Source organism: Arthrobacter sp. 7Tela_A1, assembly GCF_049311065.1.
Lineage (GTDB): Bacteria > Actinomycetota > Actinomycetes > Actinomycetales > Micrococcaceae > Arthrobacter_B.
The window spans coordinates 23,533-46,697 of sequence record NZ_JAXIOO010000003.1; the positions used below are offsets into that span (position 1 = coordinate 23,533).

The 23,165-nt window shown below is 65.8% G+C and carries 24 protein-coding genes and 3 tRNA genes; 11 read left to right on the top strand and 16 right to left on the bottom strand.

Features of this window, described 5'->3' with window-relative positions; all coding sequences use genetic code 11:
- The first annotated feature begins 40 nt into the window (after positions 1-40).
- Entirely contained in the window at positions 41-862 is an 822-nt protein-coding gene (nadE, locus tag TVB01_RS01775) for an ammonia-dependent NAD(+) synthetase (protein WP_422453646.1), read from the top strand.
- A 237-nt stretch (positions 863-1,099) separates the two neighbouring features.
- Here the strand turns inward: nadE and TVB01_RS01780 are convergent, their stop codons facing one another.
- Complete coding sequence (locus TVB01_RS01780; RefSeq protein ID WP_422453832.1) at positions 1,100-1,753, bottom strand: CoA transferase subunit B; 654 nt, start codon at positions 1,751-1,753, stop codon at positions 1,100-1,102.
- Between the two features lie 3 nt (positions 1,754-1,756).
- A complete protein-coding gene (locus TVB01_RS01785; RefSeq protein WP_422453647.1) occupies positions 1,757-2,464 on the bottom strand; it encodes a CoA transferase subunit A in 708 nt (235 codons plus the stop codon).
- Between the two features lie 144 nt (positions 2,465-2,608).
- Here TVB01_RS01785 and TVB01_RS01790 point away from each other — a divergent pair, with 144 nt between their 5' ends.
- From TVB01_RS01790 to TVB01_RS01800, 3 genes are all read left to right on the top strand, one after another.
- On the top strand, positions 2,609-3,394 hold the full coding sequence (locus TVB01_RS01790) for an IclR family transcriptional regulator (RefSeq protein ID WP_422453648.1): 786 nt from the start codon (positions 2,609-2,611) through the stop codon (positions 3,392-3,394).
- Between the two features lie 534 nt (positions 3,395-3,928).
- Positions 3,929-4,732 carry an exodeoxyribonuclease III gene (locus tag TVB01_RS01795; protein ID WP_422453649.1) on the top strand — a complete coding sequence of 268 codons (804 nt, stop codon included), beginning with the start codon at positions 3,929-3,931 and terminating at the stop codon, positions 4,730-4,732.
- 2 nt (positions 4,733-4,734) lie between these two features.
- Positions 4,735-5,589, top strand: coding sequence for a hypothetical protein (locus tag TVB01_RS01800; protein ID WP_422453650.1), 855 nt, complete (start codon positions 4,735-4,737; stop codon positions 5,587-5,589).
- 59 nt (positions 5,590-5,648) lie between these two features.
- On the opposite strand, the gene TVB01_RS01805 is transcribed toward TVB01_RS01800, so the two are convergent.
- From TVB01_RS01805 to TVB01_RS01850, 10 genes are all read right to left on the bottom strand, one after another.
- Positions 5,649-6,263, bottom strand: coding sequence for a hypothetical protein (locus TVB01_RS01805; RefSeq protein ID WP_422453651.1), 615 nt, complete (start codon positions 6,261-6,263; stop codon positions 5,649-5,651).
- Positions 6,260-6,883 carry a DUF6286 domain-containing protein gene (locus TVB01_RS01810; protein ID WP_422453652.1) on the bottom strand — a complete coding sequence of 208 codons (624 nt, stop codon included), beginning with the start codon at positions 6,881-6,883 and terminating at the stop codon, positions 6,260-6,262. The genes TVB01_RS01805 and TVB01_RS01810 overlap by 4 nt, the downstream gene beginning before the upstream one ends.
- The gene (locus tag TVB01_RS01815; RefSeq protein ID WP_422453653.1) at positions 6,880-7,275 is read right to left on the bottom strand and encodes a hypothetical protein; all 396 of its coding nucleotides are present in this window, start codon (positions 7,273-7,275) and stop codon (positions 6,880-6,882) included. Before TVB01_RS01815 ends, TVB01_RS01810 begins: the two co-directional genes overlap by 4 nt.
- On the bottom strand, positions 7,272-7,463 hold the full coding sequence (locus TVB01_RS01820; RefSeq protein ID WP_422453654.1) for a hypothetical protein: 192 nt from the start codon (positions 7,461-7,463) through the stop codon (positions 7,272-7,274). The genes TVB01_RS01815 and TVB01_RS01820 overlap by 4 nt, the downstream gene beginning before the upstream one ends.
- Positions 7,464-7,488: 25 nt before the next feature.
- Positions 7,489-8,103, bottom strand: coding sequence for an Asp23/Gls24 family envelope stress response protein (locus TVB01_RS01825; RefSeq protein WP_422453656.1), 615 nt, complete (start codon positions 8,101-8,103; stop codon positions 7,489-7,491).
- A gap of 46 nt (positions 8,104-8,149) precedes the next feature.
- Positions 8,150-8,593, bottom strand: a complete 444-nt coding sequence (locus TVB01_RS01830; protein WP_422453657.1) for a pyridoxamine 5'-phosphate oxidase family protein — start codon at positions 8,591-8,593, stop codon at positions 8,150-8,152.
- A 96-nt stretch (positions 8,594-8,689) separates the two neighbouring features.
- Positions 8,690-10,294, bottom strand: a complete 1,605-nt coding sequence (locus TVB01_RS01835) for an MFS transporter (RefSeq protein WP_422453658.1) — start codon at positions 10,292-10,294, stop codon at positions 8,690-8,692.
- A 205-nt stretch (positions 10,295-10,499) separates the two neighbouring features.
- Positions 10,500-10,575: transfer RNA gene (locus TVB01_RS01840), tRNA-Phe, on the bottom strand.
- A gap of 57 nt (positions 10,576-10,632) precedes the next feature.
- Positions 10,633-10,706: transfer RNA gene (locus TVB01_RS01845), tRNA-Asp, on the bottom strand.
- Between the two features lie 61 nt (positions 10,707-10,767).
- Positions 10,768-10,840 (bottom strand) — tRNA-Glu (locus TVB01_RS01850).
- A 157-nt stretch (positions 10,841-10,997) separates the two neighbouring features.
- Here TVB01_RS01850 and TVB01_RS01855 point away from each other — a divergent pair.
- Both TVB01_RS01855 and TVB01_RS01860 read left to right on the top strand, forming a co-directional pair.
- Positions 10,998-11,357 carry a metallopeptidase family protein gene (locus TVB01_RS01855; RefSeq protein WP_422453834.1) on the top strand — a complete coding sequence of 120 codons (360 nt, stop codon included), beginning with the start codon at positions 10,998-11,000 and terminating at the stop codon, positions 11,355-11,357.
- Positions 11,358-11,366: 9 nt separating this feature from the next.
- Positions 11,367-12,296: a cation diffusion facilitator family transporter gene (locus TVB01_RS01860; RefSeq protein WP_422453660.1), complete on the top strand. Its 930-nt coding sequence runs from the start codon at positions 11,367-11,369 to the stop codon at positions 12,294-12,296.
- Positions 12,297-12,305: 9 nt separating this feature from the next.
- Here the strand turns inward: TVB01_RS01860 and TVB01_RS01865 are convergent, their stop codons facing one another.
- Positions 12,306-13,301, bottom strand: a complete 996-nt coding sequence (locus TVB01_RS01865) for a universal stress protein (RefSeq protein ID WP_422453661.1) — start codon at positions 13,299-13,301, stop codon at positions 12,306-12,308.
- A 196-nt stretch (positions 13,302-13,497) separates the two neighbouring features.
- Between TVB01_RS01865 and TVB01_RS01870 the strand changes: the two genes are divergently transcribed.
- Positions 13,498-14,931: an NCS2 family permease gene (locus TVB01_RS01870; protein WP_422453663.1), complete on the top strand. Its 1,434-nt coding sequence runs from the start codon at positions 13,498-13,500 to the stop codon at positions 14,929-14,931.
- Between the two features lie 81 nt (positions 14,932-15,012).
- Here TVB01_RS01870 and TVB01_RS01875 read toward each other — a convergent pair whose 3' ends face one another.
- From TVB01_RS01875 to TVB01_RS01885, 3 genes are all read right to left on the bottom strand, one after another.
- Positions 15,013-15,891, bottom strand: a complete 879-nt coding sequence (locus tag TVB01_RS01875; protein ID WP_422453664.1) for a spermidine synthase — start codon at positions 15,889-15,891, stop codon at positions 15,013-15,015.
- A gap of 87 nt (positions 15,892-15,978) precedes the next feature.
- Complete coding sequence (locus TVB01_RS01880; RefSeq protein WP_422453666.1) at positions 15,979-16,329, bottom strand: thiamine-binding protein; 351 nt, start codon at positions 16,327-16,329, stop codon at positions 15,979-15,981.
- A gap of 64 nt (positions 16,330-16,393) precedes the next feature.
- Entirely contained in the window at positions 16,394-17,917 is a 1,524-nt protein-coding gene (locus tag TVB01_RS01885; RefSeq protein ID WP_422453668.1) for an amino acid permease, read from the bottom strand.
- 171 nt (positions 17,918-18,088) lie between these two features.
- Here TVB01_RS01885 and pta point away from each other — a divergent pair, with 171 nt between their 5' ends.
- The 4 genes from pta (at position 18,089) to TVB01_RS01905 (ending at position 23,153) form a co-directional block, all read left to right on the top strand.
- A complete protein-coding gene (gene pta, locus TVB01_RS01890; protein WP_422453669.1) occupies positions 18,089-20,161 on the top strand; it encodes a phosphate acetyltransferase in 2,073 nt (690 codons plus the stop codon).
- The gene (locus tag TVB01_RS01895) at positions 20,161-21,297 is read left to right on the top strand and encodes an acetate/propionate family kinase (protein ID WP_422453670.1); all 1,137 of its coding nucleotides are present in this window, start codon (positions 20,161-20,163) and stop codon (positions 21,295-21,297) included. Before pta ends, TVB01_RS01895 begins: the two co-directional genes overlap by 1 nt.
- A gap of 154 nt (positions 21,298-21,451) precedes the next feature.
- Complete coding sequence (locus TVB01_RS01900; protein ID WP_422453672.1) at positions 21,452-21,844, top strand: hypothetical protein; 393 nt, start codon at positions 21,452-21,454, stop codon at positions 21,842-21,844.
- Between the two features lie 124 nt (positions 21,845-21,968).
- Positions 21,969-23,153, top strand: a complete 1,185-nt coding sequence (locus tag TVB01_RS01905; protein ID WP_422453673.1) for a zinc-dependent alcohol dehydrogenase — start codon at positions 21,969-21,971, stop codon at positions 23,151-23,153.
- Positions 23,154-23,165 lie beyond the last annotated feature (12 nt).

The window sequence follows — 23,165 nt, forward strand, 5'->3', positions numbered from 1 at the left end:
GCCTCCCCCGCGGAAGACCGACTTGTATAGGCTGAACGCCATGCGCGAACTACAAGCACAGATCATTGCCGAAATGGGCGTGCGCCCCAGTATCGACCCGCAGGCCGAGATCCGCCGCCGGGTGGACTTCCTCAAGGACTACATGCGTGCCTCCCACACCAAAGGGTTCGTCCTGGGCATCAGCGGCGGGGTGGATTCCACCCTGGCCGGCCGCCTGGCGCAGCTCGCCGTTGAGGAACTGAACGCTGAGGGCATCGACGCCGATTTCATCGCCCTGCGCCTGCCCTACCGGGTGCAGCACGATGAGGACGACGCGCAGGCCGCACTCGACTTCATCCAGCCCAAGACCCTGCGGACCTTCAATATTGGAGATGCAGTGGATGGCTTCGAGAAGGCCTATTCCGCCATGGGCGGTGAGAGCATCAGCGACTTCAACAAGGGCAACATCAAGGCCCGGGTCCGCATGACGGCGCAGTATGCGCTCGGCGGAGAGCACAACCTGCTGGTGATCGGCACCGACCACGGCGCCGAATCCGTCACCGGATTCTTCACGAAGTACGGCGACGGCGGAGCGGACATCCTGCCGCTGTTCACGCTGGACAAGAGGCAGGTGCGGGAAGTGCTCGCGGCCCTGGGCGCTCCGGAGAAGCTGGTGGGCAAGGCGCCGACCGCTGACCTGCTCGACGGCGTTCCCGGCCAGACCGATGAGACCGAGCTCGGCATCACCTACGAAGAGATCGACGACTACCTCGAAGGCCGGGAAGTCGCCGAGGATACCGCGCAGAAGATCGAGAAGCGGTACCTGATGACGCGGCACAAGCGGACGACCCCGGTTTCGCTGCTTGATTCCTGGTGGAAGTAGGCGTCTGAGGGGCAGCTGTCCCCGGAACGGCGGCAACGAAACTCCTCGCTCGCAGAGCTCGCTTGGAGTATTAAAGCCGCCTAACCCGGGGCCAGCAGCCGACTCGTGGGTGTGCGCAGGGCGGGAAGCCGCCTAACCCGGCACGTCCGGACCCGGTTCTGCCCCGTCCGGTGAGTCGGCAGAGCGCCGCCTAACCCGGCCTGTCCGGACCCGGTGGAGCGTCCTCGAGTTGCGCAGTTAAGCCGGGCTGAGGGAGTCCAGCTGGGTGGTGAAGGCGGCCGCGGTGGTGGCTTCGACGTCGGATACTTCCAGGCCCGGGGCTAGGCGGCGGAGGATCAGGGCGCCGTCCTCGACGTCGAAGACGGCGCGGTCGGTGATGATGCGGTCCACGACGCCGACGCCGGTCAGCGGGAGGTCGCACTCCGGGACAATTTTGGATGATCCGTCCTTGGCCAGGTGGTCAGTGATGACGATGACCCGAGGGGTGCCGGCAACCAGGTCCATGGCGCCGCCCATTCCCTTGACGAGCTTGCCGGGAATGGTCCAGTTCGCCAGGTCTCCGGCCGCGGAAACCTGCAGCGCTCCGAGGATAGCCGTTTGCACATGCCCGCCGCGGATCATGCCGAAAGACGTCGCCGAGTCGAAGAAGCTGCCGCCCGGGAGCACCGTGACGGTCTGCTTTCCTGCGTTGATCAGGTCCGCGTCCTCCTCACCCTCATAGGGGAAGGGGCCCATGCCCAGCAGCCCGTTCTCGCTTTGCAGGAAAACGCTGACGCCGGGTGGCAGGTGGTTCGCCACGAGGGTGGGAATGCCGATGCCGAGATTGACGTACTGCCCGTCCTGCAGTTCTGCTGCGGCGATGGCCGCCATTTCGTCCCGTGTCCACATGATGATCTAGGCCTCCACCCGGACCCGGACGGTCCGCTGCTCGATGTGCTTTTGGGTATCCTCCACGGCCACTACACGCTGCACGTAGATGCCGGGCGTGTGGATCCGGTCAGGTTCAAGGTAGTCCCGGCTGATTTCTTCCGCCTCGGCGATGGTGACGCGTCCCGCAGCAGCCACCAGGGGATTAAAGTTCTGCGCCGTCATCCGGTACCGGAGGTTCCCCTCCGGATCCGCCCGGTGCGCCCGGACCAGGGCCAGGTCCGCCACGATTCCGCGTTCCAGAATCGCCCGTCGGCCGTCGAACTCCATCTCGGGCTTGCCTTCAGCCACCGGCGTGCCCACTCCGGTGGGAGTGTAAAACGCCGGGATACCGGCCCCTCCGGCACGCAACCGCTCCGCAAGGGTGCCCTGCGGAACAAACTCCACCTCCAGATCGCCGGAAAGGTACTGGTCCGCGAAGAGCTTGTTCTCCCCCACATAGGACCCCAGGACCTTTCGGACCTGCCGGTTTTCCAAGAGCAGGCCCAAACCCTTGCCATCCACGCCCATGTTGTTGGAAACGATGGTCAACCCGGTGGCCCCGCTGTCCCGCAGTGCCGCGATGAGGTTGCCGGGAATGCCGCTCAACCCGAAACCGCCGACGGCGATCGTCATGCCGTCACGGACGGTGCCTGCCAGGGCCTCCGCCGTACTCTCATACACTTTTGACCCCATAGCGGCATCCTTCCGACCATAATGTGGACCACGGAGCGTGGATCCTTGGACGGTAGTCTGACGTGGAATCCAAGGTCAATGGATTGGTGCGTGCAGCGAGAAAGTGCTCAGATGGTGACCGTCGACGGGAAAGGTGTTCATAATATGGACATAGCAAACGGGGTCCAAGGCGCACAGGTGGTCCGGCGCCTTTCCCAGGTGCTGCGCACGGTGAGTGCGGCCGTGCCGCACGGAATCAGCACCAGCGACGTCGCCCGCTCCACCTCCCTGCCGCGGCCGACCGTCCACCGGCTCCTGGCGTCCCTCGCGGAGGAGGGTTTCTTGGATCACGACCGCTCAGCCGGCCGCTGGCTTCTGGGTCCGGAACTGTATCTGATGGGGTCAGTGGCAGCCGAGCGCTACGACGTCACCGGCGTCGCCCGGGAACATGTGAAGGCACTGGCCGAAGCGACCGGGGAAAGCGCCTTTTTCTCGGTCCGCCGCGGTGACGAAACGGTGTGCCTGCTGCGCGAGGACGGCGCGTTTCCCATCCGCTCGTTCGTGCTCTTCGAAGGCAAACGCTTTCCCCTCGGTGTTGCGTCGGCCGGGCTCGCGATCCTGGCGTTCTTGCGGGAAGACGCCGTGGAACGCTACCTGTCCGCTGCCGATCTCACCCGGGAGTTCGGCCCGGCGCACGGCCGTGAAGCGCTGCGGGACAGGATCGCCGAAACCCGTGCCGCCGGCTACGCCGTGAACCCGGAACTCATTGTCACGGGAAGCTGGGGCATGGGTGCTGCAGTTTTCGATCGTGCCGGCCAGCCGGCCTGGGCCCTGAGCCTCACCGGAATCGGCTCACGGTTCACCGAGCAGCGCCGCCCCGAACTCGGCCGCCTTCTCCTGAAGCACGCCCACGCACTCACTACGCAGCTCCGGTCCCACGGCACTCCCTGAGCTCGGTAAACCTTTGAACCAATCATCCTGTGGGGAGATAACGGTCTTTAGAGGGGTCCCCCGTCATCCTTTGGGGAGTTAACGCTCTTATTCGACCCCCTAAGCGACGTTATCTCCCCAATGGTTTGGCGGACCCCGCCCCATCCAGCGTTATCTCCCCACAGGATGCGCAACCAGAGGATGGCTCCCGCATTCGACGGGCCACGCACGCACCCGTCCGCCCCTCACCCACGCGGCTGAGTACAGGGTTCCACCAGGGGGCCCCGCATGACCGCGCTGCGCACCCACCCGCCCGGCGGACAGGCCGGGTTAGGCGGCTTTCATATTCCTTGCGAGCCCTGCGAGCACAGGAATTTCGTTGGCGCCGTTCCGGTCCGCCCGCCGGGTGGCCACCCGGGCACCTACGGGGGCGGTCCGGGCGGCAGACACCCGGCGGGCGGCGGACACCCTGCACCTACCGGCGCGCCCACGAAGGAGAAACGACACATGCACGCCCGTAGGACCCCCGTGCCCTGATTGGGTAACGTAGCAAGGGTGAAGATTGCTACCTGGAACGTGAACTCCATCCGCGCCCGTGCCGACCGCGTTGAAGGCTGGCTGCAGCGCTCCGACGTCGACGTCCTGGCCATCCAGGAGACGAAGGCGAAGGATGAGAACTTCCCGTGGGAGGTCTTCGAGTTCAACGGCTACGAAGTGGCCCATTTTGGCCTGAGCCAGTGGAACGGTGTCGCCATCGCTTCCCGGGTGGGGCTCGAGGACGTCGAGCGCACTTTCCCGGGCCAGCCGCACTTCGGCAAGACCGCGGAAACCACGGCCGCTGAGGCCCGGGCCATCGGTGCCACCTGCGGTGGAGTGCGGGTCTGGAGCCTGTATGTTCCCAACGGCCGCGCTGTCGGCGATCCGCACATGCCGTACAAGCTGGAGTGGCTGAAGATCCTCAAGGACCAGGCTGCCTCATGGATCAAGGACGATCCGAAACTGAACCTGGCGCTGATGGGCGATTGGAACATCGCTCCGCGGGATGAGGACGTCTGGGACATCGACTGGTTCCGCGCCCAGAACGCCACGCACGTGACCGAGCCGGAGCGTGCCGCTTTCCAGTCCTTCCTCGACGCTGGCTTCCATGACCTGGCCCGCCCGTATACCGAGGGCCCCGGCGTCTACACCTACTGGGATTACACGCAGCTGCGCTTCCCGAAGAAGGAGGGCATGCGCATCGACTTCGTGCTGGGCTCCCCCGCCCTGGCGGCCCGGGTCACGGGTGCGAGCATCGACCGCGAGGAACGCAAGGGCAAGGGCGCTTCCGACCATGCACCCGTGATCGTGGAACTGGACTAGCGGTGGCAGGGGCACCGGAGGCTACCGCGTGGCGTACCTTCCCGTACGTGTCCTATCTGCGCGTCTATGAACCGCTGGATGCGTTCGATGACGCCCAGCAGCTGCGCATCCTCGACCAACGTTCCCGCGCACGGCATGAGACTGAAGTCCTGGAACGCAGCGACGCCGTACGCCGGCTCGTCCGGCCGGTGTCGGATCCTTTTCCCCACACCTCCGGTGACCTGGTGCGGGTGCTGCACCATCCGCGGCCTGACGGCAGCACGACGCGCCTGTACTGCCCCAACCAGCTGGCCGTGCGGACCTCGCTCGCTGCAGAGTCCCTGGGTGAGACCGTGAACGGTCCCCTGGTCGATGTCCTGCTGCCGGAAGTGGCCCGGGAAGCCCACGCCGCGCGCATCGACCCTGACTCGTTCGCTGATTCGCTGGCCAAGCTGCACACCCGGTCAGCGACGTGGGGAGTGCCGTTCGGCTGGTTCATTTTGATCCACGAGGACGACGCGACCGACGTCGTGGAGGACGATGGCCGGGTGCTCACGGTGCGGATGTCCGCGCCGATCCCGCAGTGCATTGACCGGGCACGGCACGCTGCAGCCGCCCTGGCGCTGGCAGCACCCGAACTGGACCTGCTTGATGAACTGACCGACCTGGTCGCCTGGCTGGAAGTTTTTTCGCCGGATGCCGTTCTGGAGCTGGATTACGGGCCCGTTGCCGAGCTGGTTTATCCGGACGATTCACCGTCTGATGTGCGGCTGGGCATCGAATCACTGGCCGACGGCGACATGACGGGTGCCGCCGCGGCCTACCGCAGGCTGGCCGGCCGCTGGATTCCCATCCGCCAGCTCGCCCGCGCCTCCTAGCCCTCCACAGACCCACAGATTCATGCCCACGCGGGCCAGCGATCACCGGAGCAAAACCCCTAGCGGACCCGCTCCTCGCGGCCAAGGCGGTAGCGCCGTCCTGCATCCAGACTGATCAGCACCGTGGAACTGCGGCCGAGGGCGCTGTCCAGCGCGTCGACGAGGTTGGTTGCGTCGGCTGCAATCAGGTGCGGCGCGGCCCCCTGCCGCGGAGTGATCCGTACGCGAAGCCCGTTGCCGCCGCGGCCCAGGGACCATGTACTCACGGCCACCGACGTGACGTCCGGATCCTGCAGCAGGGCAGCCCTCAGCGCCTGCTCGGGAACCGCACCGCTGATGGCGATCCGGCCCGGGGCACCGTCGTCGTCGAACTCTTCCACCAGCGTGTCCACCCGTCCCCTGCCCTGTGCAGAAATCCACAGCACCAGCAGGACCACGGACAGGGCCATGGCGAGCGCCAGGAGCGGCCAAAGCCAGCTTTGGGACTGGCCGGGCATGGCCGTGTCTGCCAGGACCCGGCCGCCGTCCGCCATCAGGGCAGGGCCGGTGTTCCCCCACCAGCGGGCAGCTGCCGGATCGGCGCTCAAGAGAATCAGGCCGGTGCCGAGCGCGAGCAGGACCAGGCCGGAGAGGCCCAGCAGGACACGGTTCAGGGTGCGGGGTGTGCGGTTCATTGCCCGATCGCCCCCATAGTCGAGACCTGGACCTGCACGCTGGGCTGCGGCTCCAAACCTGTCAGCGCGAGTTCGTCCTCTACTGCCGAACGTACGGCGTCAGCATCGACCGGGATACCGGAGGTCGGCCGGATGCGCACCTCGACGCGGGTGCGGCCCACCGTCACCAGCACCTGGCCGGCAGTGACGCCCGCGGCCAGGCGGCTGCGGCGAGCCAGCGAGGCCGCGAGCACCTCGGCATCCACCACGACGGCGGCACGCGGGTTGGGAATGGCGTACCGGGCACGGCGTCCGGGCAACACAGCCATCAGGAAGAACCAGAGTCCGCAGAGGAAGATCAGGGCGCCAACCAGGCCGAGGATGAGCGGATCGGAGTCCCGGGGCAGGCCGGCCAGCCAGTGGGCGAACGTGGGCGGATCGATCAGCCATTCTTTCTGGCCGAGGGACTGGAGCACCGATTCCAGGAGCACGTACAGGCACAGCAGGATGCCGAGGACAGCTGCAATGACGGCAGGCACGGTGCGGGCGGCATGGGTTTCGCGGCGAACGATCCGCTTGGCAGCGGCATCGGAGGGAGCGCTGGAGAGAGTTTTGGGACCGGCGTCCGTTACGTGGCTCATCGAACCCGGCTCCCTTCCTGCACGCGGACGCCCGTGACCCGAATATCGACCAGCGAAAGAATCGAACCGGTGAGGTAGGTAATCCGCTGCAGCAGCACCGGTTTCGCGCCGTGCACCCGTTCCCAGACTGACCCGCCGGTGCGTGCCACGAGGGAGGGGTCCTTAGCCACTGCTTCGAGCGGCGGCATGGTGACGGGCAGGCTCATGGACAGGGCGAGCAGGCCCTCGTCGTCACTCCAGGTCACGCGCACCAGGGAGGCCGGGACGCCGAAGTGCTCGGCAGCAACTGCCTGGGCCGTGCTGGTCAGGGCCTGGGTACTGATCCGGTTGTGTCCGGCCAGCCCCCGCGCCGTGCGCGGAGTCGCCCGCGGCGTCATGACGGCAGCGCTCACGAGGAGGAACGGCGTCCGGTCAGGGCGTCCCGTACGCTGCGGAAGTCGACTTTGCCTTCGACGGCGCGACCGAAAAAGGCTCCGGCAGCGATGAACAGGGCCATGAGCAGGAAGCCCCAGAAGTCGAACAAAAGGGCAGTGAAGGCCAGCACGGCACCTACGGCCATGCCCACCACGGTCGGTTTCATTGTTCCTGCCTTACTTCGTTCGTCGTTATTCAGCACTGGGGGTACCGGCGGGACGCTTGGTTCCGCGGTTGTCCAGGGCTTCTGGCAGGTGCACGTCTGCAATGGAGACATTGACCTCCACTACGTTCAGCCCCACCAAATCCTCTACCGCTGCGTACACAGCGGTCCGCACCGCATCGGCGATCCCGGTCAGCGGCTGGCCGTAATCCGCAACAAGGGTCACGTCGACGGCGGCTTCCGTCTCCCCGACCTCAACGTGCACGCCGGCGGTAGCGCTGCTGTCAGAACCGGCGACAGCGTCACGCACGGCGCCGAGCGTCCGTGCACCGCCTGTGCCAAGGGCGTGGACGCCCGGCACGGAGCGTGCGGCTATCGCGGCAACCTTTGCCACAGCCTGCTCGGCGATGGCCGTCTTGCCGCCGCCTGGGGCTGCCGCTTCAGCGGCACCCGTTCCCGCGCCCTGGCCGGCAGGGACCGGGGCGGGTTCCTGCGGCTTGGGCCCGGGACCAGGCGGCGGAGCGGACACGCCGGAGCCTGGCTGCACGCCGGACGGCGGGGGCGGCACTGGCGGCATCGGCACAGCGGGGATTCCTGCCGGATCGGCGGGACCGGCCCCGGGATTCTTCTGGGCATCATCCATAAGAGCCAAGCCTAGCCCCTCACCTGCTTCGTTGGGCAGGGAAGGGTCACCCCATTCGCACCCGCCGGCCGGTCAGCACGGACGGCGCGATGCCTACGAACATGTTGCGCGCACCCCCGCCGTAAGGGGACTGCGCGCGGAGACCCCACAACGTCGTGAGCAGCGTTTCGTCCTGGATGCGGTTGGCTGGCCCGCTGACCAGGACCGACCAGCCCTCCATGCGGCCGACGTCGTGGGAATCGCTTTGGAAAGACGTGTTCAGATCCCCCGGAAGCAGGGCCAGTCCGCTGTCGGCACTGGTGCGGAAATATACGCACTGGTCATACACGAGGTAGCTCACCGGGAAAACCATCAGCCTGCCGTCCTGCAGGAACGCCACGCGTCCGGTATCCGCTCCCGCGAGCAGCGACCAGCACTCGGCTTCGCTGAGCTCCAGGTTTTCGTGCGGGCCTACTGAATCCCAGTCGTATCTTTCGGTGCTTGGAAACATCTTCGTCCTCCAATTGGTCGGACCTACCAGTGAACCGGGGACGCTGGACGAAAGAAAGGGCCTCGCCGGATACTCCCCCGCGGCGGCCCGCTTTCCTCAGTCCAGGACTATTCCGCCGCCGGCTTTGGGCTTGGGGTCCGGGAGGCGCTGCATCCGGAAAGACGTCAGCAGGCCCAGGGTTCCGGCGAGGATCGGGATGGACAGCGCGATTTGCAGGGCAAGGGGCCTGGCCTCCGTGTTGATGCGGAGGATTTCCTCCTGGATCTGCTCCGGCTGGCCGGTGAGGAGCTCCTGGAGCTGGGTGTCGCTGAGGAGCTGTGCGTCGTCTTCGAGCACCCGGGCCACCTGCTGCTGTTCAGCGGCCGGGAGCACCGTGCTGGACCCGGCCAGGCCGGTGAAGATGATGGACAGCGCCGCCAGCATGATGCCGCCCGCAAACGCGAGCCCGAAGGACAGGCCAAAGGAACCGGCGGCGGAGTTCACGCTGGCTGCCTCGCTGACCCGTTCGTCGGAGATCGGGGACAGGGTGTAGTTGTTCAACTGGGAAACCAGCAGCCCCAGCCCGGCCCCGGCAATGAGCAGCGGGAGAAGGAGCCACCAGCCGGAGTCCGCGCGCGGTATCACGGGAAGGAGCAGCACGAGCCCGGCGACCAGGAGCAGGAAGCCCCATCTGATCAGGCGGGCGGGTCGATGCTTTCCCGCCCGTTTTCCAGCGAACAGTGCAACGGCGAACATGGTCAGGGAGAGCGGGGCAATGGACAGCCCCGATTCCATGGCGTTGTAGCCGAGCACCATCTGCAGATAGATGGGCAGCACGATCATGGTGCCGCCCAGGGCAATCTGTTGCTGCATTTGGCCCGTGGCACCAAACCGGAAGGCTTTGGATCGGAAGAGGTCCGGGTCCAGCAAGGTGGGCTTCCCCAGTCGTTTCCTCCGGACCAGCCAGTAGACGAGCGAGCCCAGCCCGGCGGCGCCGGCGGCCAGGAGCGCCCCTACCGCTTCCCCGCCTTCCTGCCAGACCAGGATGCCCAGCACGATCCCGCCCATCCCCAGGATGGAGAGCAGCGATCCGACCGCATCCAGGGTCCGCGGCCCCTCATAGGGAACATCGTGAACGAGTTTGATGCCGGCCAGCACGACGGCGATGACGAGGGCTTCGAGCAGGAAGGCCATACGCCAGGACAGGAACGTGGTGATGAAGCCGCCCAGCAGCGGCCCGACCGCCGCGGCGATCGCCGCAGAGGCACCAACCAGCGCATAGACCCGCTGCTGTGCGGCTCCCTCGAAGTTGCCGTGGATGAGGGACTGGATGGAAGGGAGCAGCAGCGACGCCCCCAGTCCGCCGATCACAGCCCAGAAGACAATGATCGGCAGCAGGCTCTGTGCCAGCGTCATCGCGACGGCACCGACGGCATAGCAAACCAGTCCGGTCACGTAGGCCCGCCTGCGCCCAAACAGGTCGCCGATCTTTCCGCCGATCAGGATGAACGCGGCAGACACCAGCGCCTCAAGGGCGATGGTCGACTGCAGGCCGCTCACCGTGGCGCCGACGTCGTGCACCACCGCCGAGATGGAGACGTTCATGATCGAGGTGTCGACCACGAGCACGAACATAGCCATGGCCAGCAGCAACGCCAGCCGCCCGTTGAATGGGACTTCCTTGGCGCCGTCCTTGGCACCGTCTCCGCGCGCCGGTTTCATGGCTGGAACTGTTTCGGGCCCGGCGTGCCCGGGGCCGTCTGCAAACCGGGCATGTCGCCTCCTCTGGCGGCCCTGGCAGGGCCTGCCGGCGGTTTGATCCATCCTCTCGCATGAAACCACAGCCGCAACAGCGAAGGAAGAAGAATCCAAGACCCCGTCCCGGACAAAGAAAAACCCCGCACTCACTGAGTACGGGGTTTTTAGCTGGTGGCTCCGACCGGCGTCGATCCGGTGACCTTTCGATTTTCAGTCGAACGCTCTACCAACTGAGCTACAGAGCCGGGCATCATCGAAAAGATGATCACCGAGATCTTCCAAATCGCTTCAGAAAATCTGAGCGACCCTGACGGGACTTGAACCCGCGACCTCCGCCGTGACAGGGCGGCGCGCTAACCAACTGCGCTACAGGGCCTTGCATTTCACGAGTGTCAACTCTACCAGCTTTTCGGCCGGTGATTTACCACTTCCGTGAGTACCCCCAACGGGATTCGAACCCGTGCCGCCGCCGTGAAAGGGCGGTGTCCTAGGCCGCTAGACGATGGGGGCTCAGAACACGCAGCGTTCAACCTGACTGGCACCGAAAACTTCCCGGTTCCAGTCGTGTTTCCCGGCTGCGGACTTATAAAACTATAGGGCCTACTCGCGCGATCTTCAAAATCGGGTTCCGGGCACTCCCGGCTACAGTGGAAAAGTGCCGATTGAGATGAGCCTTGATGACTTCGAAGCCGCGGTCGACGACGCCTTGGATTCCATCCCTGAGGACCTCGCCAAGGCGATGAACAACGTCGCCGTCTTCATTGAGGACGAGTACGTCCCGGGCCCGCACGAAGACCCAGGGACGGAACTGCTGGGCCTCTACGACGGCACGCCCCTGACCGAACGGGACTCCTGGTGGGGTGCGGGATCCCTTCCGGACCGGATCGTCATCTTCAGCGGCCCGCTGACCCGGATGTGCGAAACGAGGGAAGAGCTCGTGGACGAAATCCGCATCACCGTCATTCACGAAGTCGCCCACCACTTCGGGATCGACGACGCACGGCTGCACGAACTCGGCTGGGACTAGCCTGTAAGTATGGGCGATCATTCCGGCCACAGCCACGGCCTGCCGTCAGGCACCGCCACGGGCAAGCACCGCCGCAAGCTGCTTGCTGTTTTCCTCATCACCATCACCGTGGTGGCCATCCAGGCCGCTGGCGCACTGGTCTCCGGCTCCCTGGCGCTGCTTGCAGACGCCGGACACATGCTCTCCGACGCCGCCGGCGTTTCGATTGCCCTGCTGGCCGCATGGATAGCCGGCCGCCCGGCAACATCGAAACGGACCTATGGTTATCAGCGGGCAGAGGTCCTGGCTGCACTGGCCAATGCGGTGCTGCTGATTGTCATTGCCGTCGTGATCTTCACCGAGGCGGTCCGCCGGATCGGGGACGCACCGGAGGTCCAGACCGGGATCATGCTTTTTGCCGCAGTCGTCGGCGGGCTGGCCAACCTGGTGTCCTTGTTCATCCTCCAAGGCGGCCGGAAGGAGAGCCTCAACGTACGCGGCGCCTACCTGGAGGTCCTGGGCGACCTGCTGGGCTCGGCCGCAGTGATCGTCTCCGCCGTCGTGATTATGCTCACCGGGTACCAGCAGGCCGATGTCTGGGCATCATTCCTCATCGCTTTGATGATCCTGCCGCGTGCCTGGTCGCTGCTGCGGGAGGTCATCGACGTCCTGCTGGAAGCGACGCCGCAGGGGGTGGACGTTGCGATGATCCGGGAGCACATTGTCCGGGTCGACGGCGTGAGCGATGCCCACGACATCCATATCTGGACCATCACCTCCGGCGTTCCGGTGTTCTCCGCGCACGTGGTGGTGGACGAGGCCTACCTGACCCCCGACGGGATGGATACGATCCTGGACCGGCTGGACAGTTGCCTGGCCAGCCATTTCGACACCGAGCACTGCACCTTCCAGCTGGAGCCGGAGCGGCATGCCGTCCACGAGGGTGAACGGCACGCCTGAGGGCTTCGGCTAGTCCTCGGCCATGGGACCGAACTTCTCCCGGTCCGCAAGGCGGGAATCATCCCGGTCCGGAACCACCATGACCGGCCCCTTGGCATGGTGCAGCACGCTTTGGCTGGTGGAGCCGAGCAGCATGCCCGTGAACCCGCCGCGGCCCCGGGTTCCCAGCACCACCAGTTCGACGTTCGCCGTCCGCGCCACCATCACTTCAGCCGGCGGCCCGTCGACCAGTTCCACGCTCATTTCCACGTCCGGGAAATGGCTCTGCAGCCAGTTCCGCCCTGCGGAGAGCTGTTCCATCACTTCCGCGTGGAGCGCGTCAAGATCCAGCGGGGCGGGAACCCACGCCAGCGAGCCGCTGAACGGCGGGAGGGCGCACACGATCCGCAGCGGCAGCCCGGTGCTCCTGGCCTGCTCCGCCGCAACCAGCGAGGCGGCGCGGCCCTGCTCCGATCCGTCGACACCCACCACGACCGCCTGGTGGACATCATCGGCCACCGGACTGCCGGCGGGGGCCTGGACACCCGCTTCGGGCAGTCTTCCGGCAGTGCGAAGCGGGACGACGACGGTGGGGCACTTTGCGTGTGCGGGCAGGGCACTGGAGACGGAGCCCAGCAGGCGGCCCACAAAACCGCCGCGGCCGCGGGAGCCGACCACCATCAGGTCCGCGTCCTCCGAGAGTTCCAGCAGCACGGCGGAGGCATCACCGCTTTCGACCCGCGGCACGATTTCCAGGCCGTCCCGTGAAATGCGGGCCAGCGCCTTCTCCTGGACCGAGCGCGCACCGTCACGGATGACGGCGTCGTCCACGGCGGTGTAGCCGGCGTCCATCGATGAGGCGGCAAAAATCGGAACCGTATATGCGGTGACGACGTGCAGGGGAACGCCGCGGCGGCGGGCTTCACGTGCTGCCCAGGTCAACGCGCAGATGCTTTGGTCCGACCCGTCAACTCCCACGACGATCCCAGCCCGGGCCGAGGCCGCTTCCCATTCAGAATCGGTCATACCGGCTCCCTTCGGATGCACGTGCCCAGCCTCCGTCGGCTGCGCTCCTAGTGCCAGACTACTCGTCTGACGGGCTCCGTTGCTGCAGATTTCCTTCATGCCCCCGGCCGGTTTAAGGCCTGTCCCCCAGCAGGACTACTATCGAAAATGCAGGATTCTCCCGTCCCAACCAGAACATCTTTAGAGGGAAGCCGTCATGCTCAAACAAGGTTCCAGGCTGGACCGGTATTTTGAAATTTCCAAGCGGGGTTCCTCGGTAGCTACCGAGGTCCGCGGAGGTCTGGCCACGTTCTTCGCGATGAGCTACATCGTGGTGCTGAACCCGCTTATCCTCGGCGGCGAGGACGGTTCGGGCCGCTCGCTTGGCGGGCCGGCGATTGCCGCGGCTACCGCACTCGTGGCAGGTGTCCTGACCATCGTCATGGGCGCCTGGGCCAAGCACCCCTTTGCCATGGCCACCGGCCTCGGCGTCAACGCCTTCGTAGCCGCTACCGTTGCCACCAACGACAACCTCACCTGGCCGGACGTGATGGGCCTGGTGGTCCTCGCCGGCATCACCATGTTCATCCTGGTGCTGACCGGGTTCCGGACGGCGGTGTTCAAGGCAGTCCCCGCGAGCCTCAAGACTGCCATCGTGGCCGGCATCGGCCTGTTCATCGCCCTGCTTGGGTTCGTGAACGCCGGCTTCGTCCGCCGCATCCCCGACGTCGCCGGGACCACCGTTCCGGTCGAACTTGGCGCAGGCGGAGTGCTGCTTGGCTGGCCCACGTTTGTCTTCGTCTTCGGACTGGTCCTGACCATCGCGCTGATGGCCCGCAGGACCCGCGGAGCCATCCTCATCGGCATCCTGGCATCCACGGTCCTGGCCGTCATCATCGAAGCCGTTGCGCCTCCCGGAAACCAGGGCGCCGGCGTTGCCACCGGTTGGTCCCTGGTCACCCCCAGCATGCCTGAATGGGCTGCGCCGGACCTGTCCCTGATCGGCAACTTCAACCTGTTCGGCTCGTTCGAGAAGCTTGGCGTCATCGGCGCCTCCCTGCTGGCCTTCGTCATCCTGCTCAGCATCTTCTTCGATGCCATGGGCACCATGGTCGGTCTCTCCACCGAGGCCGGCAGCATCGACAAGGACGGCAACATCCCGAACACCGAGCGGGTGCTGCTCGTAGACGCAGCCGGCGCCATCGTCGGCGGCGGTGCCAGCGTGTCCTCCAACCAGTTGTTCGTGGAGTCAGGCGCCGGCATCGGTGAAGGTGCACGTACCGGACTGGCCTCGATCGTCACGGGCCTGCTGTTCCTCGCAGCAATGTTCCTGACGCCGCTGATCTACCTGGTGCCGTTCGAAGCCGTGGCACCGGCGCTCGTCGTCGTCGGTTACCTCATGGTCTCCCAGGTGGCCAAGATCGACTGGACCGACATCGGCCTGGCGCTGCCGTCCTTCCTGACGATCGTGCTCATGCCGTTCACCTACTCGATCGCCAACGGGCTGGGCGCCGGGTTCGTCTCCTACGTGCTGATCCGCATCTTCCAGGGCCGCGCCAAGGAGATCCACCCGGTGATGTGGGTTGTCTCCGCCGCCTTCGTGCTGTTCTTCTGCGTCGGACCGATCGAAGCCGCACTCGGCATCATCTAGTCCCGGCACCGAAGACAAATCCATACAAAACGGGTGCCCCGGCCATTGCGGCCGGGGCACCCGTTTTTTCAGGCGGCGCCGCTAGGCCGGCTGGGCCGTGCGCTGGGCCTCGGCGTCGTGGATCACCTTGGAGCTGCCGGCGAAGGACCGGACCAGCGCGTCGTCCCAGAGCTGCGCCGGCAGGGCCCCGCCCAGCAGGCGCCGCGGCAGTGAAGCGTCCTGGGCGAAGGGGACATCCGAGCCGGCGATGATGATGTTCCCGTACCGGCGGCCCTTCAGCATCGCCGGATCAGCGACGATAGCCGTATGGCTGAAGGCGGCGGCAATCGTCGCGGCTTCGCGGCGGGCCATCCGCAGGTCCGGGGAGTCACCGCAGTTGACCACGTACAGCCCGTCCGCTGCCAGCACCTTTTTGGCATGGACCAGGAATTCGGCTGAGGTGAGCGGCAGCGGAGTCTTGTCCCCTGCGAAGACGTCCCGGATCAGTACGTCCCGGCTGTCTTCACTGAGCGATTCCGTAACTTCGCGGGCCTCCCCCACGCGCAGCCGCATCAGCGGTGCCCTGGGCAGGTCGAACCACCCGCGCACCAGTTCGGCCAGCTTGCCGTCCAGTTCGACGACGACCTGCCGGGCTTCCGGATAGACGGCGGCGAAGTAGCGCGCCAGGGAACAGGCTCCGCCGCCCAGGTGCAGGGCCCGCAGCCGGGTGTCTTCGGGGAAGCGGGACTCCACCAGCGCCGCAATCCAGCGCATGTACTCAAAGTCCAGTTCGCGCGGGTTCGCCAGGTCGATGTGCGAAGAGTGCACGCCGTTGATCTTCAGCAGCCAGCCCGTGGAGGAGTACTGGTCAGGCAGCAGCTCGCAGGTCCCGGTATCGATTTCGTGGCGGCCGGGCACGGGCCCTGTGCCGGTGTCCGGCACCTCGTTCGGCGCCGCCTTGCCGGGACGTTTCCTGCCCATTCAGTCCCCCGCCGGCCGGACGTGCATAAAGCTCATGCATCCAGCTTAGGCTTCGGAAGCGGCCGTTGCTTCCGGTCCCGCAGCGGGCTAGGAGTGCCCCCGGTATTCGTCCCCGTCGGCCAGGAGCTGCTCCAGCCGCTCCACCTTGCCCGTCAGTTCCCCGGTGTGCCCCGGGCGGATATCTGCCTTCAGGACCAGGGAAACGCGGCTGCCGTACCTGCCCACCGCTTCCGTTGCGCGGCGGATCACGTCCATGACTTCGTCCCACTCACCTTCAATGGTGGTGAACATGGCGTCCGTGCGGTTCGGCAGGCCGGACTGGCGGACGATTTTCACGGCCGCGGCAACGGCGTCGTGGACCGAAGCGTCGGCCGAGGGGCCGTCCGGGCCGGTTTCCGGGCCGGCGCCGGAGGGAGCAACTGAGAAGGCTACAAGCATGCGCCCAGTCTGCCACTCACGTGCGGAAAACCAGAACAGCACAGGCCAGGGCGAAAGACCTCCCCTAGTCCGTGACGTGCTTCCCGGACGTTCCACCGGCAACCGCTGCGGAAACCTCGTTCTTCGGATTCAGGCGTGAACGGCGGCGGCCGTAAACGAAGTACAGCGCAAAGCCGAGGGCCAGCCAGAACATGAAGTAGATCCAGGTTTCCACGGACAGGTTCGTCATCAGGTACAGGCACAGCAGCGCCGAGAGAACGGGAAGCACGGGGCCGAAGGGTACCCGGAAGGCGGGCTTCAGGTCCGGACGCTTGCGGCGCAGCACCAGGACACCGGCGCTGACCACGACGAACGCGGACAAGGTGCCGATGTTGATCATTTCCTCGAGCAGGTCCACCTGGGTGAACCCGGCGACAAGGGCCACCAGGACGCCGCAGAGGATCTGCAGCCGGGCCGGGGTGGCGTGCTTGGAACTGGTCTTGGACAGCGCGCGCGGCAGCAGGCCGTCGCGGGACATGGCCAGGACCACCCGGGCCAGGCCCATGAGCAGCACCATGATGACGGTGGTGAGGCCGATCAGCGAGCCGATCGCGATGATCTGAGCGGCACCGGTATTGCCGACCAGGGCGAATGCCGTGGCCAGGTTCGGCGACTCCACGGACGCGAGTTCCTTGTAGGACACCATGCCGGTCAGCGCCAGCGAGACGCCGATGTACAGCAGGGTCACGACGGCAAGTCCGGCGAAGATGCCGCGGGGAAGCGTGCGTCCCGGATTCTTGACCTCTTCGGCGGACGTAGCAACGACGTCGAACCCGATGAATGCGAAAAAGACGACCGCGGCTCCGGCGAATACACCGAGCATGCCGTACTGCGCCGGGGCGGCACCGGTGAAGAAGGAGAACAGCGACTGCGCCATCACGCCTTCGGAACCGGCGGCCTCAGTGGAAACGGATTCCGGGATGAACGGGGTGTAGTTCGCAAAGTCGATGTAGAAGAACCCGGCAACGATCACGAAGAGCACGACGCCGATCTTGATCAGGGTGAAGACGTTGCCGACCCGGGCGGAAAGCTTGGTTCCCATGACCAGCAGGACGGTGAACAACGCAACAATCAGGAACGGGCCCCACGTCATGTCTACCGGGCCAAGGGAAATCGTGGCCGGGATGTTCCAGCCGATCAGCGCAAAGACCTCGCTGAGGTAGATGCCCCAGTACTTGGCGATGACCGCCCCGGCCGTGAACAGTTCCAGGATCAGGTTCCAGCCGATGATCCAGGCGATCAGCTCACCCATGGTGGCGTAGGTGAACACGTACGCCGAACCGGCCACGGGGATGGCGGTGGCGAACTCGGCGTAGCACATGATGGCCAGCGCACAGGTGATGGCCGCCAGAACGAAGGACAGCGTCACTGCCGGTCCGGAGAACTGCGCGGCCGCCTTGGCTCCGACGGAGAAGATACCTGCGCCCACCGCGACGGCTACGCCCATGATCATCAGGTCCCAGGTGGTCAGGGACCGTTTGAGCCGGCGGCCTTCCTCATCAGCGTCGGCAAGTGATTGCTCAATGGGTTTGGTGCGGAACAGACTCACTGCGTTCGTCCTTGCTGTGGTGCTTGGGAGCGGCTCGCGGGCCGCAAGAATTGCGGACGATACAAGTGTAGGCCGAAGGCCCGTAGCGAAGTGCACTTGGCTTTGGGAGGATGGGGACAGCCCGTGCAGAATTCTCCGGCGCGGGTGCCGTCCTAGAGATCGGACAGTTCCATGGCCCGAGGTATCTATGTCAGCGCCATGACCCCCGGATCCGGCAAGTCTTTGATCAGCCTGGGCCTGGCCGACATGCTGCACCGGCACGCAGACCGGGTGGGGTTCTTCCGCCCGATCGTGGAGGGAACGGACCGCGACGACGATCCAGTGGTCCGCCTGATGCAGCGCCGCTTCAACCTCAGCACCTCCAACTGCCGCGGCGGACTGACCCGCCCGGAACTCCGGGCCCTCCTGGTGGCCGGCGAACGGGGCGAGGTGGACGCACGGTGCATGGCGATTTACAGCGAGATCGCAGCTAACTGCGACGTAGTCATCGTGGAGGGGACTGACCTCTCGGGACACGACGTCGCCCTGGAATTCGACCTCAATGCCCGCCTCGCCAATAATCTCGGTGCGGTGGTCATCGCCGTCGTCAACGGGCTGGACGTCGGCGTCGAGGAAGTAGCGGACGCGGTGGACGTGGCACGGCGCGAGCTGACTGCCGCGAAATGCGACATCCTGGCGATGATGGTCAACCGGGCCCCGGAGTCCGCCGTCGATGAAATCCGGGCACATGTCCGGCCCGGGGCGTCCCACCGCCCGGTCTACGTGCTGCCCGAGCTGAACGAGATCTCCCAGCCTTCCGTGTCCGAGGTCTCCAAGGCACTGAATGCCCGGCAGGTTGCCGGCAGCACGTCGCTGGAGCGGGACGTAACCGGCGTCAAAGTCGCAGCCATGACTGTGGGGAATTTCATCACCCAGCTCGCGGACGGATCGCTCGTGATCGCGCCCGGCGACCGTGCGGACGTCATGGTTGCCGCCCTCGCCTCCTCCTTTTCTTCCGAGTTCCCTGTTCCCAGCGGCCTGATCCTCACCGGCGGGCTTCCGGTGGATCCCGGCATCCTGGCCCTGCTGGCGCAGGCGCCCTTCCCTGTGTTCGCAGTGGACAGCGACACGTACGCGGCGGCCCGCGACGTGAGCCAGGTCCGCGGGGAGATCGCCACCGGGCAACGGCGGAAGGTTGCTGCCGCACTCGGCGTCTGGTCTCGCTACGTGGATGAGAAGGAACTCCTGGAGCGGCTTGAGCTGCCCCGCCCGGAGAAGACCACCCCCCTGCGTTTCCTGAACGAGCTCATTGTCCGCGCCCGGACAAACCGGCAGCACATTGTCCTGCCCGAGGGCCTGGACCTGAGGATCCTCCGCGCCGCGGAGATCCTGCGCCGGCGCGATGTCTGCGCACTGACCATTCTTGGCCCGGAGATACAGGTCCGGGAACTGGCCGCCAGCGAAGGCATCGACCTGAGCGGCATAACCTTCATCAATCCGGCAACCAGCGGACTGCGGGACGACTTCGCCCGGGAGTACCAGCAGCTGCGCGCCAACAAGGGTGTCACCCTGGAGGACGCCAACGAACGTATGCTCCAGGGGGCATATTTTGGAACCATGATGGTGAAGCTGGGCCGCGTCGACGGAATGGTGTCCGGTGCCGCGCACACAACAGCCAACACCATCCGCCCGGCACTGGAATTCATCCGCACCAGGGACGGAGTGAAGATCGTTTCCTCGGTCTTCCTGATGCTGCTGCAGGACCGGGTCCTGGTCTACGGCGACTGTGCAGTGAATCCGGAGCCGGATGCCGAACAGCTTGCTGACATCGCCCTGGCTTCCGCTGCGACCGCGGCACAGTTCGGCATCTCCCCGCGGGTAGCCATGCTCTCCTACTCCACAGGTTCCTCCGGGAAGGGCGGCGCTGTGGAAAAGGTCCGGCAGGCAACGGAAATTGTCCGCACGCATCGCCCGGACCTGCCGGTGGAGGGACCAATCCAGTACGACGCCGCGGTGGACGCGTCCGTGGCGGCGTCGAAAGCACCGGGATCGACCGTCGCGGGCCAGGCGACGGTGTTTATCTTCCCGGACCTGAATACCGGCAACAACACGTACAAGGCGGTGCAGCAGTCCGCCGGCGCAGTCGCCGTCGGACCGATCCTGCAGGGCCTGCGCAAGCCGGTCAATGATCTCTCCCGCGGCTGCACGGTCGAAGACATCGTGAACACCGTGGCCATTACAGCCGTACAGGCACAGGAGGACTAATGCTGATTCTCGTGGTCAATTCAGGTTCATCCTCACTCAAATACCAGGTCCGCGACACGGACACCCGTGAAGTCCTGGCCAAGGGACTCATTGCCCGGATCGGCGAAGGGGACGTTCCGGACCACCACACGGCCATGCTGCTTTTGAGTGAGCAGGTGCACGATGCCATGGGAGACAAAGGCATCGATGCAGTAGGGCACCGCGTCGTGCACGGCGGTGAGCGCTTCAGCCAGCCGGTACTGGTAGACAACGAAATCACCCGCGCAATTGAGCGCCTCAGCCCCCTGGCCCCGCTGCACAACCCCGCGAGTGCCATGGGAATCCGCGCCGTCGCCGAACAGTACCCGGACGTTCCCCAGGTCGCCGTCTTTGATACCGCGTTCCACCGGTCGCTCCCGGAGCGCGCGTGGCGTTACGCCATTCCGCAGTCCCTCTACCGCCGGTACGGCATCCGGCGTTACGGCTTTCACGGCACCAGCTGCGCCTACGTCAGTGAAATCGCGGCGGGGTTCCTCGGCATCCCGGTGGACCAGTTCGACGGCATCGTGGCGCACCTTGGCAACGGCGCGTCCGTTACCGCCTTGAAGGAGGGCCGCAGCATTGACACCTCCATGGGGTTCACCCCGCTGGCGGGACTCGTGATGGGAACCCGCAGCGGGGACATCGATCCCTCAGTCCTGGTGTTCCTGGAACGCCAGGGGTACACGGCCGAAGAGCTGGATGACCTGCTCAACCGCGAGTCGGGACTCCTGGCCCTGGGCGGGGCGCCGGATATGCGCGAACTTACGGCCTGGGCAGACGCAGGAAACGGCCAGGCTGAGCTCGCGCTGGAAATCTCTGCGTACCGGCTGGCCAAGTACATCGGCGGCTACCACGTGGCCGTCGACGGCGCCAAGGCAATCGTCTTCACCGCAGGAATCGGCGAGAACGACGATCCCTACCGGGCCAGGGTCCTGAACCACCTTGGAGCACTGGGCGTGCGGCTGGATGAAGAGGCGAATGCCTCGCCCTCCAAGGACACCCGGCGCATCAGCACACCGGACTCGGCCATCGAGGTACTGGTGGTCCCCACCGATGAAGAGGAAGCCATTGCCGAGGCAACAGCGGAGACAGTCCTCGCAGCGGGCCGGGAATAACAACCACGCTTTGACCAGCGGATCAACCCTACCGGCGGGTACTTCGGCAAACGGTCCCGAAGGCCTCCCGGAAGGCGACAGGCGACCATAAGCATTGCTATATTTCAGGGCAGGTTAAGCAGAAGCCGCGGAATCCCTCGTGCGTGGAGTTGGCATGGAGCACAGCCTGCGGGTACTGGTAAGAATCGATACTAAGAGCTCAACAGCATGCGTCGAAGTGCGCGGCTGCCTGGTCCCGGAGACATGCCTGGACCTGTTCGACATCCTCCGGCACACCGCCTCGCTGGGTGCCCATGTGACCGTCAACCTGTCCAAGGCGCATCATTTGGACGCGTCCGCGTTGGATGAACTGCTGGTCCGTGCGGACAAAATCCCGTCAGTACCCCTGGGCACCGGACACACCACGGTCTCGATCCAAATGCCTGCCCGCCTGCCCGCCTGCGGGCATGCCGCTGCACCCGAACAGGGCCTGCCGCTCACTAACGACCAGGTTTTCGACCTGGCCTTCCTGCAGCGCGATCCGAAAGCATTCCGCCGGCTGAGCTGAGTGCGCAGCCTGCCTCCTGCAGTCCCTCCGGGCTTCCGCACACCACGCCGCCTAATTGTCAGCAGGCTTACAAATTTGGCAGGATGGGTGCAACGTATCCCGCAGCAAACGAGCAGGAGGCAGCATGAAGGCAGTCACATGGCAGGGCAAGCGCAAGGTCAGCGTGGAAGAAGTGCCGGATCCGGTGATCGAACAGCCGACGGACGCCATCATCCGCATCACCTCCACCGCACTCTGTGGTTCGGACCTGCACCTGTATGAAGTCCTGGGTCCGTACATGAACGCCGGCGACATCGTGGGCCACGAGCCCATGGGCATTGTCGAAGAGGTCGGCAGCGCCGTCACCAACCTCAAGCGCGGCGACCGCGTGGTCATCCCCTTCCAGATCGCCTGCGGCCAGTGCTTTATGTGCCGCCAGGGCCTCCAGACGCAGTGCGAGGTCACCCAGGTCCGCGAAAAGGGCTCCGGCGCGGCACTGTTCGGCTACTCCGAACTCTACGGTTCGGTTCCGGGCGGGCAGGCAGAGTTCCTGCGCGTCCCGCACGCCGACTACGGCCCCATCAAGGTCAGCTCCGAAGGCCCGGACGACAAGTACCTCTTCCTTTCCGACATTCTGCCCACCGCCTGGCAGGGCGTGCAGTACGCTAACGTGCCCGACGGCGGCACCCTCGCCGTTTACGGCCTGGGCCCGGTGGGCCAGTTCGCCGCGCGGATCGGCACGCACCTGGGCTACCGGGTCATCGGTATCGAACCCGAGGCAGAGCGGCGGGAACTGGCAGCTCGCCACGGCGTCGAAGTGCTGGACTTCTCCAAGGACCTTGGCGATGAGCTGAGGGAGATGACGCAGGGCCGCGGCCCGGATTCGGTGGTGGATGCCGTCGGCATGGAAGCACACGGCTCCCACGTGGGCGCCTTCGCCCAGGCAGCTGTGGGCCTGCTCCCTGATGCGCTGGCCCAGAAAGCCATGGAAACTGCGGGAACGGACCGTCTCTCCGTTCTCCACAGCGCCATCGACTCCGTGCGCCGAGGCGGCACCATCTCGCTGAGCGGCGTCTACGGCGGCACGGCGAGCCCTATGCCGCTGATGACCATGTTCGACAAGCAGCTCAACTTCCGCATGGGCCAGGCCAACGTGAAGCGCTGGGTGGATGACCTGCTGCCGCTGGTCGAGGACCCGGCCGATCCACTGGGGGTACTGGACCTGGTGACCCACCGGGCAGGACTTGAGGCAGCCCCTGAGATGTACGAGAAGTTCCAGAAGAAGGAAGACGGCTGCATCAAGGTGGTCTTCCAGCCGGGGCTGAACTAGCTCCGCAGCGCA